The following is a 14115-nucleotide window of genomic DNA, read 5'->3' as shown; positions in this document are numbered from 1 at the left end:
TCCCTGGAGTGACGTGGTGGTCAGTCCAGCGTCGTGACGGTCGCCGATGCCGAGTCCCACCGCCGGAGGGCGACTCCGGACGCGGTGGACTCCGGCCCGAGCAGTTCGAGTGCCTCGGGGAGAGACGTCAGGCGGAGCCGACGCGCCAGGCTGACGTGCGGCGTCCATTCCCCGGGTGCAGTGTGCGGAGCATCCTCGCCGGGCGCCGCGGCAGCGTGCACGGCGGCATGCAGCGCCTGCAGCTCGGGGGTGAGCAGTACCGGCCGCACCAGCACGCCGCGGTCGCCGTGCGCGAACACGATGGGGGAGCCGAGCGAGAGCGTCACCGGCAGGAGAGCCGAGGCCTGCGCGAAACGGTTCTGGGCGAGCGCGGGGCGGACCAGGAGCGTCACGTGGGGGCTGTTGCTCGGCGAACGGTGGGACCCGAGACTGGAATGTCCGGCGCGCGCCAGACGGTCCCAGTCCCCGCGCACCGAAGCGTCGGATTCCGGGTCGAGGAGAAGCTCGATGCTGACGACGTCGCTCATGTGCGACCGACCCTAGCAAGCCTGCAGGTCCGGGCTCTCGCGCGAACGATGGCATCCTGGGGAGGTGCCAGATGAGAGTCCTCCCCTCGACGTCGCGGTGGAGCACGTGCGCAACGGGGATTCCACGACACGTGTCACCAGGGTTTCGACGACCTCATCGGGCAGTACGCGTCCGTTCGTGCTGGTGGCCGGCATCGGCGTCGCATCGACGTACTTCGAGCTCCTGGCCCCGACTCTGGCGCTCCGCGAGGACGTGTACGCCCTCGACATGCCGGGCTTCGCGGGGATGTCGAGGGCGCACGAAGAACCCACGATCGAGTACTTCGCAGATCAGGTCGAGGCGGTCCTCGACCGCTACCATCTCCAGAACCCGGTCCTCATCGGGCATTCGATGGGCAGTCAGGTCGTCACCGAGGTGCTCATCCGCCGTCCGGAGCTCACTCACGCGATCCTGGTGAGCCCCGTCATCAACGAAGCCGAGGCGGGAGCGTTCACGCAGGCCGTCCGATTCATCCAGTCGGCGCTCCACGAGACCATCCACCTGGCGGTGATCGCCGTCTCGGCCTACCTCCTGTGCGGCACGGTGTACTTCCTCTCGGTGCTCCCGCACATGCTGCGCTACCGGATCTCCGACCGGGTGCACCACGTGTCGGCCGAACTGCTCCTCATCCGCGGTGAGTTCGACCGGAGTTCCCCGCGCCGGTTCCACTCGCGTCTGGTCGCCCGCGCCCGTGACGCTCGGCGGTGGGAGATCGAAGGCGCGGCGCATTCGATCATCCACGGTCACGCGGTCGGCGTCGCCAAGCTCGCGCAGCGGCACGTGGACGGCGAGGTCGCCGCGCGCGGACGCATGTCGAACGAGGAGGCCGAGGTCCCGCCGGCACGCCATCGCGATGTGCGGATGCTGCTGGGCGCGACGCTCACCCGGGCGATGGAGTGGGTGTACGCGCTCCGACGCGACGAAGAAGGCGTCGCCCATGCCAAGCGCGAGCACGCCCGCATCCTGTGGCGCGCCTACGCCCCACGATGACCGAGGGCGCCCAGGCTCTGCGGACTGCTCAGGCCTTGCTCGGCTGACACCACAGGGCGATCAGCACGAGGCTGCCGAACGGCACGACCGCGAGGAAGATGAGCGGCCAGGGCAGCGCCGCATCACGCAGACGCCGCACCTCGAGCGCCAGGGTGGGGAGGAACACCACGAGTCCCCAGAGCGCGAGCGCGAGGTAGGCGAGGATGCCGAGCCAGATGACCGGGGGCAGCAGGATCCCGATCACGAAGAGCAGGATGGTGCCGATCGTCAGGATGGCGTTGAACAGGTACCAGTACCAGAACTCCGGGCGACCCGCCCGCCCGCTGAAGTCGACGTAGTGGCGGAACACCGACGTGATCGCGCTTCCCATCCCCTGCACGGGCGGGGCACCGTATGCCCACGCGTCGTTAGGCCGGACCTGCCCGTACGGTTGCACGGTCTGACTGCCAACGTAGGGGTACACCACCCCGGGCGCGGACATCGGATGGGCGGGAGCCGGAGCGTACGGCTCGCGAGCGGTCTGCATCGGCGCGGAGACGTCCACGGCCGGCGTGAGAGCAGCGATCGCGTCGGGCTCCGGCGCCCTCGTCGAGGCCGTCCACGCGAGGCCGTTCCACCAGCGCTCGCGGTGATCGTCCTGCGGGTCGGGGTACCAGCCGGCGGGCGGCGAGGCGGGCGTCGACATGGGAGGTCTCCTTCGGTGCGGACACCCCATTGTGGCCCATCACCCACATCGACCGAGCCCCGCATCCGAACCCCGTGCGTCGCGCGGTGCCGGAGAGCGTGACGTCAGCGAGCGATGGACTCCCGCACGCGCGCCCGCAGCGCGTTGGACCTCGCTGCGAACGCGCGCTGACGTCGGACGTATTCGGCCTTCCCCTCGGGCGTCTCGATCCGGAGCGGCTCCGCCCCCCACGCCCTCATGTCGTAGGGCGATGCCTGCATGTCGACGCGGCGGATGTCCCGTGCGAGCTCGTAGGCGTCCAGGAGGAGGTCGCCGGGAACGAGCGGCGACAGCTTGACGGCCCACTTGTACACGTCCATGCCGGCGTGCAGGCAGCCGGGCTGCTCGGACTCGGGCTGGTCGGACCGGGTCAGCACGGCCCGGTTGCGCGGCTCGGCCTCAGGCGTGAAGAACCGGAAGGCGTCGAAGTGGGTGCACCGCAGTTCGTGCGTGTCCACGACCTCATCCGTGGCGCGCCGACCGAGGCGGAGGGGCACGTCGTGACGATGCTCGGGCTGACGGTAGACCATCGCCCACTCGTGCAGACCGAAGCACCCGAAGCTGCCCGGTCGCGCGGCGGTGCGTGCGAGGATCCGGTCGATGAGCTCCACCTGGGTGGTGCGCTCGCGGTGGAATCGATCCGCGTCGACCACGAGGCTTCCGGGCGTCGGCCCGGATCGATACCATCGCCACGCCGCACGCGGCTCGGTCGCGGCATCCGCCAGCTCCACCCCCGTACCCGGATGCCATCGCCGGAGCACGGCGGGCTTGTAGCCGTAGTAGGTGAAGAGGAAGTCCTCGATCGGATGCTTCTCCTGGCGCGACGCACGCGCGCGGTGGTCGGCGGTGAGGGCATCGGCGCGCACGTGATGTGCAGCCTCGAGCTCGCGCCACTCGCGAGCCGTCAGCACCGTCGCCGCCGGCGACGTCCGCGGAGGCGGGCCGTCCGTGGCACCGTGCGGGTGAACATCGTGCCCACCGTCATGTCATCCCACGGGTTCGATCAACTCGGCGCCGTTGTTGCGCACGTTACCGGCGGCTTTTCCGACGACGTGGTCGGTGAGTGTCTCGGCGACATCGGGTGCCGCGTCGACGGCCGCGTCGAGGATGTCGCCGACGTTCTCGATCGTGGGGTCGAGCCACGCGTCGGCGAAATCAGGATCGAGGAACAGCGGCATGCGGTCGTGGATCGACCCGAGGTGGCCGATCGCGTCGCGGGTGAGGATCGTGAAGCTCAGCAGCCACCGCGCGGGATCGTCGTCAGCGAGTGCCGGGTTCTTCCACCACTCGTAGAGACCCGCGAGGAACATCGGCGAGTCGTCACCGGGGTGGATGTAGTGCGGCACCTTCTCATCGCCCACCTTCTTCCACTCGTAGTAGCCCGACACCGGCACCACGGCCCGACGCTTCTCGAGGGCCGAGCGGAACATCTTCTTGTCTTCGAGCTCTTCAGACCGGGCGTTGAAGGCTCGGGAGCCGATCGAGGGGTCCTTCGCCCACGACGGCACGAGTCCCCAGCGCGCGGACTCGAGGCGCCGCGTCGGGGGCTCGGTCTTGGCGGAGTCGAGCACGATGGCCGCCGCATCGGTCGGGGCGACGTTGTACGAGGGCTGCGGCAGGTCATCACCCTCGACGTCCACCCTGAGTACTCCGACGAGCTCGGAACCGACATTCGCAACGACGAAACGACCGCACATGCTTCCAGCGTACGGGGGACCTGCGACGTCGAGCTCGCCGACCGCTCCGCGATCGCGGCCGGGGGTCAGGCCTGGTCGGACCGACCCCGCGCGATGACGCCCACGTCCCGCAGGCGCTCGACGAGGCCGGCGCCGTCCGGACCGGTCACCCACGGCACTCCCGCGGCTTCGTGGTCGTCGACCACCGTGCGGCCACCGGCCAGAACGGCCTCCGCGGGGGAGAGCCGGCGAATGGCGACGGCGGCCACGCGTTCGGGGTGCTCGTTCGTGAACGCCGTGTAGATCGAGTCGTCTTCCTGCCCATCGTCACCGATGAGGAGCCAACGCACCTGCGGGAACTCCTCGGCGAGCCGCTGCAGGTTGGTGAGTTTGTGCTCGCGGCCGCTCCGGAACCACCGGTCGTGCGTCGGGCCCCAGTCCGTCAGGAGGACCGAGCCCTCGGGGTACAGGTGACGATGGAAGAAGCGCAGCAGCGTGGGCGCGATGTTCCATGCCCCGGTCGAGAGGTAGACGACGGGGGAGCCCGGATGCTGCCGCACGAGGCGCTCCATCAGCACGGCCATGCCCGGCACGGGCTGGCGGGCATGCTCGTCCACGACGAACGAGTTCCACGCGGCGACGAACGGCCGCGGGAGTGCGGTGACCATGACGGTGTCATCGACGTCGGAGACGACCCCGAAGCGCACGTCGGCTCCGACGATGAACACGCGGGTCTCGATCGGCTCTCCGCCCTCAACCGTCATGGTGAGCTTCTGCCACCCCGAGGCCAGGGCGGCGGGGAGGACGACGTCGATGACGCCGCCGCGGTCGGCGACCACGTCGTGCGTCGCACCGTCGACCGTGATGGCGACCTGCGCGTAGCCGACCGGCACCGCAGCGAAGCTGCGCCATCCGCGCACGCTGGCGTAGTCGCCGCCCTCGCGCTGACGGGCCGGCGGGACGATCAGCACGCGACCGAGGACGCGCACCCAGTCCACGCTCCCGTATCCGGGGAAGGGCGTGACGGTGGGCGTCAGCCCCCGCGCCCGCGCCCGGCGTTCCCGCCAGGAGTGGAAGCGGTACTCCCACCGCGCGATCAGCAGCATCTTCACGCGAGGCGGTCGGGAAGATGTGTCGGCCATTGCCTCAGTCTTTCACGACTGGGATGGCGTCGAGGGGTCCGCGGGCGGATCGACGAGAGGTTCCTCGGCCAGGTGCCGACGCTCGACCCGCTCGATGACCTTCTTGCCGATCACGACGAGGACGAGGAAGATCACGATGACGCCGACGAAGATGTATCCGGCGTAGTGCAGGCGGTCGGCGAGCTCTCGGTAGGTGCCGGCGGCGGCTGCCGCCACGGAGATGTAGAGGGTGGCCCAGATCGCACAGGCCGGTGCGGTCCACGCGAGGAAGCGTCGATAGGTGAAGCCGCTCATGCCGACGGTGAGCGGGACGAGCGAGTGCAGGACCGGCAGGAAGCGGGAGAGGAAGATCGCCGGTCCGCCGCGTCGCTGCAGATAGCGTTCCGAACGTCTCCAGCTCGCGTCGCCGATCTTGCGACCGACCCACGAGCGACGGATGTACGGGCCGAGATATCGCCCGAGGAAGAACCCGATGCTCTCGCCGATCAGGGCCCCCACCAGCACGGCGATGCCGAGCAGCACGCCTTCCAGGGGGGAGGCGACCGCGGTGCCGGCGACGATGACGATGGTGTCCCCGGGGAACACGAGTCCGATCAGCACGCTCGTCTCGAGGAGGATCGCCGCACCGGCGACGAGCGTGCGCACGAGCGGGTCGACGTTCTGAACGACGTCGAGCAGCCACGTGAGGAACTCGTTCACGGAGCCGAGCCTAGAACCTGGCGCGCCCTCTAGCCTGGGAAGGTGCCCGCACCTTCGGCAGCCCTCCTCCTGCCCGCCTGGGTCGATCCCGCTCAGCTGTTCGCAGGAGGCCCGGCGCAGCATCCGCATGCCTTCTGGCTGGATGCCGGACCGGACGCCACGGCCGGCTGGAGCTGGCTCGGGATCGGGGCTCCCGAACGCGACCCGTCCGTCGTCCGCGACGTTCTCTGTGCGCGGGGAGCGGGCCGCGAGGAGCGCCCGTGGGGGCCGTTCGCGGGAGGGTGGGTGGGCTGGCACGGCTACGACGACGGTGCCGCCCGCGCCGGTGTCTCCGCGCCCCCGATCCAGGACGGTGTCCCGCAGGATCTCTGGCTGCGGGTGACGCGGTTCGTCTCGGTCGATCATGCGCGCCGGCGACTCTGGGTGGTCGCGCCGCCGGACGAGCTGGACGGCTTCGCCCTGGAGGTTCAGGGGTGGGCGCTCGCCGGATCCGCAGCCGTGATCGGGGCGGCGGATGCCGGACCGCCGGTGCAGGCCCGAGCCCGCCACACACCCGCCGACTACGCCGATCTGGTGCAGCGGTGCCGCGACGCGATCCGCGCTGGCGACGCCTATCAGCTGTGCTTGACGACGAGGTTCGAGATCGACGGCCGCGTCGATGCGATCGACGCCTATGGAAGGCTTCGCTCGGCCACGCCCGCGCATCATGGGGGCCTGGTGCGCAGCGCGCCGTTTGCTCTAGCCAGCGCGAGCCCGGAACAGTTCCTGCAGGTCCACGACGGGCACGTGCGGACGCGGCCGATCAAGGGGACGCGCCCGCGAGGGACGGACGCCGCGTCCGACGTCCGCCTGTCGGCGGAGCTGCTGGCTAGTGAGAAGGAGCGCGCCGAGAACGTCATGATCGTCGATCTGATGCGCAACGACCTCTCGCAGGTGTGCGAGCCGTCGACGGTGGCGGCCACCGGACTGCTGGCGGTGGAGAGCTACCCCGCTGTGCATCAACTCGTGAGCACGGTGGAGGGCGATCTGCGGGAGGGCACGACCGTGGGGCGGCTGTGGGATGCCACGTTCCCCGCGGGCAGCATGACGGGGGTTCCGAAGCTGTCGGCCATGACGATCCTGCGTCGCCTCGAAGGCGCGGAGCGCGGGGTGTTCGCAGGCTGCTACGGATGGATCGGCGTGGACGGCGACCTCGACCTCGCGATGGTCATCCGCTCGATCGTGACGTCGGCGGCCGGCGCGTATGTCGGCGCGGGTGGCGGCATCACCTGGTTGTCCGACGCGGCGGACGAGGTCGCCGAGGTCGGCGTGAAGGCGCGGGGGCCGCTCGCCGCTGTCGGCGCGGGGCTGCCGCGGGGCTGGTGAAACGGCGATTCGGGTAACCTGAAGGGTGCGCCCGGCGCATCCCCCTGCTCATCACGATTGGTCGTCCTGTGTCGCAAACCACCTCGTCTCCCCCCGCTCCCAGTCCCGACGGCGGCGTGTACGACGTGCACGCGGTGCAGGTGAAGTGGCAGCAGCGGTGGCAGGAGCAGGACCCGTTCCGCGCGGCCGGCGAGGAGGACACCCGCCCGCGCAAGTACGTGCTGGGGATGTTCCCCTACCCGTCGGGCGACATGCACATGGGCCACGCCGAGAACTACGCGTACGTCGACGTCGTGGCCCGGTTCTGGCGTCACCGCGGGTACAACGTCCTCAACCCGATCGGCTGGGACTCGTTCGGGCTTCCGGCGGAGAACGCGGCGATCCAACGTGGTGTCGAGCCGCGCGAGTGGACGTACCGCAACATCGACCAGCAGAAGTCGAGCCTGAAGAACTTCGGGACGTCGTACGACTGGAGCCGCGTGCTCCACACCAGCGATGCGGACTACTACCGCTGGAACCAGTGGCTCTTCCAGACGCTGCACGAACGCGGTCTCGCGTATCGCAAGGACAGCCCTGTCAACTGGTGCCCGCACGACCAGACGGTGCTCGCGAACGAGCAGGTCGTCGACGGTCGCTGCGAACGCTGTGGCACGGTCGTAGTCAAGAAGAAGCTCACGCAGTGGTACTTCCGCATCACCGAGTACGCGGATCGCCTCCTGGACGACCTCAATCAGCTCGAGGGATCATGGCCGTCGAAGGTGATCCGGATGCAGCGCAACTGGATCGGGCGCTCGGTCGGCGCCGACATCGACTTCGAGATCGAGGGCCGGGACGAGAAGGTGACGGTCTTCTCGACGCGGCCCGACACGCTCGCCGGCGCGACGTTCTTCGTCGTGGCACCCGACTCCGACCTCGCCGCAGAACTCGCCGCCGGAGCATCCGCTCCCGCTCGCGAGCGCTTCCAGGAGTACCTGGAGGGCGTGCAGAAGGTGACCGAGATCGATCGTCAGGCGACGGACCGGCCGAAGACGGGCGTCTTCCTCGAGCGATACGCGATCAACCCGCTGAACGGGGAGCGTCTGCCCATCTGGGCGGCGGACTACGTGCTCGCCGACTACGGGCACGGTGCCGTGATGGCGGTTCCCGCCCACGATCAGCGCGATCTCGACTTCGCGCGCGCCTTCGATCTTCCGGTCCGCGTGGTCGTCGACACCACCGCGCCCGTGACCGGCGCGATCCCCGTGATCGAGCTCGACGACAATGGCGATCCGATCATGCCCGACGGCGGGCTCGACACCATCGACCCTGCCAAGACGGGGGTCGCCCTCGTCGGCGAGGGGCGGATGATCAACTCCGGTCCGCTCGACGGTCTGTCCAAGCGCAACGCGATCGCGCGTGCGATCGAGCGTCTCCAGGCGGCGGGCACCGGCCGCGCGGCCAAGACTTACCGCCTCCGCGACTGGCTGATCTCCCGGCAGCGCTTCTGGGGCACGCCGATCCCGATGATCCACACGGCGGACGGGCGCATCCTGCCGGTGCCGGCGGACCAGCTCCCGCTGACGCTGCCCGACGCCGACGGTCTCGATCTCACGCCGAAGGGGACGTCACCCCTCGGGGGCGCGGTCGAATGGATGCAGACCGTCGACCCCGAGACGGGCGAGCCCGCCCTGCGCGACCCCGACACGATGGACACGTTCGTGGACAGCTCGTGGTACTTCCTGCGGTTCCTTTCGCCGGGTGATGCGAACGAGGCGTTCTCGACCCGCCAGGCCGACAAATGGGCACCGGTCGACTCATACATCGGTGGTGTCGAGCATGCGATCCTGCACCTGCTCTACGCGCGCTTCATCACCAAGGTGCTGTTCGACATCGGTCTGGTGGACTTCACCGAGCCCTTCTCGAGCCTCATCAACCAGGGCATGGTGCTTCTGGACGGCTCGAAGATGTCCAAGAGCAAGGGCAACCTCGTCGAGTTCGCCGCCAGCATGGTCGATCCCGGTGCCGACGCCGTGCGCGTGGCGATCGCATTCGCCGGCCCCGTCGAGGACGACATCAACTGGGAGGACGTCTCGACCGCGGGGGCGCAGAAGTTCCTCGCGCGGGCGTGGCGTGTGGCCAAGGACGTCGACAGCAGCACCGATGTCGTGTGGGCCGAAGGTGACGAGGCGCTTCGACGCGTCACGCACCGCCTGCTCGCCGACGCACCCGGCCTCGTCGAGCAGACGAAGTTCAACGTCGTCGTCGCCCGCCTCATGGAGCTGGTGAACGCGACACGCAAGGTGATCGACTCCGGTGCGGGCCCGACCGACCCCGCCGTCCGCGAGGCGGCCGAAGTCACCGCGATGATCCTCGATCTCTTCGCCCCGCACACCGCGGAGGAGATGTGGGAGATCCTCGGGTACGCGCCCTTCGTCGGCCTCGTCCCGTGGCGTCAGCCCGACCCGACCCTCCTGGTCGAGGAGTCCGTGACGGCCGTCGTCCAGGTCGACGGCAAGGTGCGCGCCACCTTCACCGTGCCGGCGCGCATCGACGGCGCCGAGCTCGAAGCACTCGCACGGGCGGACCAGCGCATCCTCCGCTCGCTCGGCGACCGTGAGGTCGTCCGAGCGGTCGTCCGAGCGCCCAAGGTCGTCAGCTTCAGCACGAAGTAAGCCCCTCCTCCACAACTCGAGCAGTTCCCCGGTACTCCCCGGGACCGGCTCGAGCGCGAGGGACGCGAGGGTGGCGCTGCCTAGCCTGGCGGGATGACCTCGGTCCTGGAGGCGGCGCCCGCGTCGCGACCCCGAAGACTCGGGGTGGGTGCGGCGATCGTGGTCGTGCTCCTCGCACTCGCCGTCACCGTGGGCATCGGCGTCCTCCGGGGTGCGATGGCGCCGACGGAGTCCGTCACGCCCGGCGCGGTCATCGACGAGGGGGACGGCGGGGCTGCGGCATCCGCAGCGCCCCTCTACGTGCACGTGTTCGGGGCTGTGGTCGATCCGGGCCTCTACGTCCTGGACGGCGGAGCGCGCGTGATCGACGTCATCGCCGCCGCCGGGGGATTCACCGACGCCGCCGACCCCACCGGGGTGAACCTCGCCAGGCCGGTGTCGGACGGCGAGCAGCTCGCCGTGCCTGCTCTCGGTGACCAGCGCGCCGCCGGGGCCGCGGACGAGGGGGAGACATCGGGTGCGATCGCGACCGACGGTCGCGTGAACCTCAACACCGCCGATGAGGCCGCCCTGGACACCCTGCCCCGCATCGGCCCGGCCATGGCCAGGCGCATCCTGGAATGGCGCGAGACCAACGGCCGATTCACGAGCGTGGAAGACCTGCTGGCCGTGCCCGGTATCGGGGACAAGATGCTCGAGAGCCTGCGCGAGCTGGTCACGGTGTGAACGGCGACGCCAGGCCCGCCGCGTCTGCGCGCGCACCGTCGCAAGACCCGGCGGTATCACCCGCTGCGGATGCGCTGCGCGTCTGGGCGCGCCGGTTGCGCCTCCTGCCGGTGGCCGCGGCGTGCGCGGGGAGCGCGTTCCTCACGACGGGGGTGCCGGATGCCGCGCCCGCCGTCGCGGGGGGACTGTGGTGCGCCGTGGTGGGGGTGCTGGGGATCCTGGTCCGCCGCGGCGTACGCGGACGGCGCGCCGGCGTGGGCGGAGCCGGGGGTGTCTGGCCCGTCCTGCTGGTCGTTTCGCTGGCGGGTGCGGCGGCCGCGGCATCCCATGTCGCCGTCGTCCTGCCTGCCCGAGCGGCGGCACTCGACATCGCCGTGGACGGGGGTCGCGCGATGGCGGTGTCGGGCACGATCACGAGCAAGGTCGAACCGCGAGCCGACGGCCGCCTCACGTTCGACGTCGACGCCATACGGATCGCGGTCGGCCGCGAGGTACACCCGGTGGCGGTCGGCATCGCCGTCCGTGTCGCGCCCGCCGACGTCGACGGGATCGCCGCGCTCGACGTGGGCTCGTTCGTCGAGGTGCGGGGCACGGCTCGTGCGTCGCGGCAAGGAGACCGGGCGGCCCTCGAGGTGACCGCCTCGCGGGGCGTGTCGGTCGTCTCGGCCCCCCGCGGCGTCTGGGCGGTCGCATCGGACCTCCGGCGCGGATTGGTGCGCGTCAGCGCCACGCTCCCGCAGCCGGGCGGCGGCCTCGTCCCGGGTCTCGCCGTGGGGGACACGAGCGCGGTCGATCCGGCTCTGGACGTCGCGATGAAGGCATCGAGCCTCTCTCACCTCACCGCGGTGTCGGGAGCGAACTGCGCGATCGTGGTCGGACTCGCCTTCGCGCTTGCGGCGCTGGCCGGCGCCCGGCGCTGGATGCGTGTCTGTGCCGGGCTCACGGCGCTCATCGGCTTCGTCCTGCTGGTGACACCCGAGCCGAGCGTGGTGCGGGCGGGTGCGATGGCGGCCATCGCGATGCTCGCCGTGCAGCTCGGCCGCACCGGATCGGGCATCTCGGTGCTGGCGCTCGCGGTGACGGTGCTCCTGGTCGGCGACCCGTGGCTGGCCTGGTCGCTGGGGTTCGCGCTGTCGGCGACGGCGACGGCGTCGCTGCTCCTGTTCGCGCGTCCCCTCGCCGCGGGATTGGAGCGATGGATGCCTCGTTCCCTCGCCTTCGTCCTCTCCGTGCCGCTCGCCGCTCAACTGGCCTGCGGTCCGCTGCTCGTGCTGATCACCCCGGTGGTGCCCCTCTACGGGGTCCTGGCGAACCTCGTCGCCGCGCCCGCCGCGCCGGTCGCGACGATCGTGGGGCTCGCCGCGTGTCTGGCGGGTGCCTTCCCCCTGCTGGCGTCCGGGCTCGCCGCGCTCGCCTGGGTGCCGGCCGCCTGGATAGCGGCCACCGCCGAAGTGATGTCAGCGCTGCCGGGGAACGCGGTGCCGTGGATCGAAGGGTGGTGGGGGGTCGCCGCGCTCGCGATGGTCGGCGTCTGTGTCGGGCTGCTCACTCGACGACGCGCTGCGGCCGACGGACTCCGCGCACGTCGAGTGCAGGTCGCGGCCGCCGCCCTCGTGGCCGTCGTGGTGGGGATCGTCGGGGGCACGGCGACGCTGGGCAGCGTCGCCGGCCGGTGGACCCTGCCGTCGGGCTGGGCGATCCTCGCGTGCGACGTCGGGCAGGGCGACGCGGTGCTGATTCGTTCGGACACCCGTGTGGCGCTGGTCGACACCGGTCCTGAGCCCGCCGCGCTCGAGGACTGCCTTGCGCGCGCGGGCATCGGTCGCGTCGATCTGCTCGTGCTCACACACTTCGACCTCGACCACGCCGGGGGAGTGCGTGTGCTCTCAGGACGGGTCGACATCGTGCTGCACGGCCCGGTCGGCGAGCCCGCCGACGCACGGATGCTCGCGCAGCTGGCCGAGGACGGAGCGCGGATCGTCGAGGTGTCCGCCGGGATGACGGGGATGCTGGGCGAGGCCCGCTGGCGGGTGCTCTGGCCGCGGCCGCAGAACACGGCGTTCCCGCCGGGCAACGATGCCGGAGTGATCGTCGACGTGCGGGGCGGGCGCGTGCCCACGTCGGTCTACCTCGGTGACCTCGGCGCATCCGCTCAGCGTGCGCTGCTCGCGTCGGACGTGCTCGCGCCGCCGTACGAGGTCGTCAAGGTCGCCCACCACGGCAGCGCCGACCAGGAGCCCGCGCTGTACGCAGAGATCGAGGCATCCGTCGCCCTCGTGTCGGTGGGTGCGGACAACAGTTACGGACACCCGCGCGCCGAGACCCTCGCTTTCCTCGAGCAGGGGCGGATGACCGTCGCCCGCACGGATCTCAGCGGATTGCTGGCGGTCTGGCCGACCCCTGACGGGGTCACGCTCTGGCGCGAGCGCAGTCCTCCCGTGTCGGGACCCGTCGGTAGGCTGGGGGAATGGCCACCCCACGACGCGCCCCCGCGGCCAGGGCGCGCAGCGCGATCCCGCAGGTGTCCTGGCGGGCTCCGCAGCCCGCTCCCATCGTGCTGGTGTCCGGGCCGGAAGAGGTGCTGGCCGAACGCGCCACCGCCGCGATCCGGGAGTATCTGAGAGCTGAGGACGCCAGTCTCGAGGTGACCGACGTGCGCGCTGACGACTACGTCGCCGGCACCCTGCTCACGGTGACGTCGCCGTCGCTGTTCGGTGAGCCGCGGCTGGTGCGTGTGTCGGGCGTCGAGAAGTGTAGCGACACCTTCCTCGCCGAAGCGATCGGCTACCTCGCGAACCCGCAGGACGGCGCCACCGTCGTCCTGCGGCACACCGGATCGAGCGTGCGGGGCAAGAAGCTGCTCGACGCCGTCCGCGGGGGTCAGGGAGGCGGCATCGAGGTGCCGTGCGCGGCGGTCAAGCGCGACTCCGACCGGTTCGATTTCGCGGCGGGCGAGTTCAAGAGCGCGGGAGTGCGCATCGCGTCCCCCGCGTTGCGGGCGCTGGTCTCGGCGTTCGCCGACGATCTGACCGAGCTCGCCGCCGCATGCCAGCAGCTCATCGCCGATGTGGCGGGCGACATCAGCGAGCAGGTCGTGGCCCGTTACTACGGCGGCCGCGTCGAGACGTCGGCGTTCACGGTCGCCGACACGGCGATCGCGGGGCGTTACGGCGACGCTCTCGTGGCTCTTCGGCACGCTCTCGCGTCCGGCGCGGACCCGGTGCCCATGGTGGCGGCGATCGCGTCGAAGCTGCGCACGATGGCCCGCGTGGCGGGCAACCGCGAGCCGTCCGGCGCCCTCGCTGCGCGGCTCGGCATGAAGGATTGGCAGGTCGATCGCGCCCGACGTGACCTGTCGGGATGGACCGACGGCACTCTCGGCCTCGCGATCCAGGCCGCCGCAAGGGCGGATGCCGAGGTCAAGGGAGCATCTCGCGACCCGATCTTCGCGCTGGAACGGCTCGTGACCGTGATCGCGACGCGGGAGCCGTTCGGCGGGTAGGTCCTCGGTGCTTCGACGCCGGCTGAGGTGCGCCGTCGACACCACTCGGCCCACGCAGAAAAGCCCGCCCCGG

At 70.8% G+C, this 14115-nt stretch carries 12 protein-coding genes; 6 read left to right on the top strand and 6 right to left on the bottom strand.

Annotated features, from left to right (window positions below; translation table 11 throughout):
* Positions 1 to 20: 20 nt before the first annotated feature.
* Positions 21 to 527 carry a 2'-5' RNA ligase family protein gene (locus ACFXOO_RS06970; protein ID WP_378839811.1) on the bottom strand — a complete coding sequence of 169 codons (507 nt, stop codon included), beginning with the start codon at positions 525 to 527 and terminating at the stop codon, positions 21 to 23.
* A 64-nt stretch (positions 528 to 591) separates the two neighbouring features.
* On the opposite strand from ACFXOO_RS06970, the gene ACFXOO_RS06965 reads away from it, so the two are divergent.
* Positions 592 to 1557, top strand: a complete 966-nt coding sequence (locus tag ACFXOO_RS06965; protein ID WP_378839809.1) for an alpha/beta fold hydrolase — start codon at positions 592 to 594, stop codon at positions 1555 to 1557.
* 28 nt (positions 1558 to 1585) lie between these two features.
* Here ACFXOO_RS06965 and ACFXOO_RS06960 read toward each other — a convergent pair whose 3' ends face one another.
* The 5 genes from ACFXOO_RS06960 to ACFXOO_RS06940 all read right to left on the bottom strand — a co-directional run bounded on the left by ACFXOO_RS06960 (position 1586) and on the right by ACFXOO_RS06940 (position 5798).
* Positions 1586 to 2242: a DUF805 domain-containing protein gene (locus tag ACFXOO_RS06960; protein ID WP_378850345.1), complete on the bottom strand. Its 657-nt coding sequence runs from the start codon at positions 2240 to 2242 to the stop codon at positions 1586 to 1588.
* A gap of 104 nt (positions 2243 to 2346) precedes the next feature.
* Positions 2347 to 3189 (bottom strand): 3-methyladenine DNA glycosylase, encoded by an 843-nt coding sequence (locus tag ACFXOO_RS06955; protein ID WP_378851297.1) that lies wholly within the window; start codon positions 3187 to 3189, stop codon positions 2347 to 2349.
* Positions 3190 to 3267: 78 nt separating this feature from the next.
* Positions 3268 to 3978, bottom strand: coding sequence for an SOS response-associated peptidase (locus ACFXOO_RS06950; protein ID WP_394563116.1), 711 nt, complete (start codon positions 3976 to 3978; stop codon positions 3268 to 3270).
* Between the two features lie 65 nt (positions 3979 to 4043).
* Positions 4044 to 5099 carry an App1 family protein gene (locus tag ACFXOO_RS06945; protein ID WP_378839800.1) on the bottom strand — a complete coding sequence of 352 codons (1056 nt, stop codon included), beginning with the start codon at positions 5097 to 5099 and terminating at the stop codon, positions 4044 to 4046.
* Between the two features lie 12 nt (positions 5100 to 5111).
* On the bottom strand, positions 5112 to 5798 hold the full coding sequence (locus ACFXOO_RS06940) for a DedA family protein (RefSeq protein WP_394563115.1): 687 nt from the start codon (positions 5796 to 5798) through the stop codon (positions 5112 to 5114).
* Between the two features lie 42 nt (positions 5799 to 5840).
* Here ACFXOO_RS06940 and ACFXOO_RS06935 point away from each other — a divergent pair, with 42 nt between their 5' ends.
* The 5 genes from ACFXOO_RS06935 (at position 5841) to holA (ending at position 14042) form a co-directional block, all read left to right on the top strand.
* Positions 5841 to 7163 (top strand): anthranilate synthase component I family protein, encoded by a 1323-nt coding sequence (locus ACFXOO_RS06935; protein ID WP_394563114.1) that lies wholly within the window; start codon positions 5841 to 5843, stop codon positions 7161 to 7163.
* A 68-nt stretch (positions 7164 to 7231) separates the two neighbouring features.
* Positions 7232 to 9814, top strand: a complete 2583-nt coding sequence (leuS, locus tag ACFXOO_RS06930; protein ID WP_378850353.1) for a leucine--tRNA ligase — start codon at positions 7232 to 7234, stop codon at positions 9812 to 9814.
* Between the two features lie 93 nt (positions 9815 to 9907).
* Complete coding sequence (locus tag ACFXOO_RS06925; RefSeq protein ID WP_378850356.1) at positions 9908 to 10540, top strand: helix-hairpin-helix domain-containing protein; 633 nt, start codon at positions 9908 to 9910, stop codon at positions 10538 to 10540.
* The gene (locus ACFXOO_RS06920; RefSeq protein WP_394563112.1) at positions 10537 to 13161 is read left to right on the top strand and encodes a ComEC/Rec2 family competence protein; all 2625 of its coding nucleotides are present in this window, start codon (positions 10537 to 10539) and stop codon (positions 13159 to 13161) included. Before ACFXOO_RS06925 ends, ACFXOO_RS06920 begins: the two co-directional genes overlap by 4 nt.
* Positions 13101 to 14042: a DNA polymerase III subunit delta gene (gene holA, locus ACFXOO_RS06915; RefSeq protein ID WP_378839783.1), complete on the top strand. Its 942-nt coding sequence runs from the start codon at positions 13101 to 13103 to the stop codon at positions 14040 to 14042. Before ACFXOO_RS06920 ends, holA begins: the two co-directional genes overlap by 61 nt.
* The last annotated feature ends 73 nt before the right edge of the window (positions 14043 to 14115 follow it).

This window comes from Microbacterium sp. P03 (assembly GCF_043556235.1).
Lineage (GTDB): Bacteria > Actinomycetota > Actinomycetes > Actinomycetales > Microbacteriaceae > Microbacterium.
This window is presented reverse-complemented; position numbering and strand designations above follow the sequence as displayed.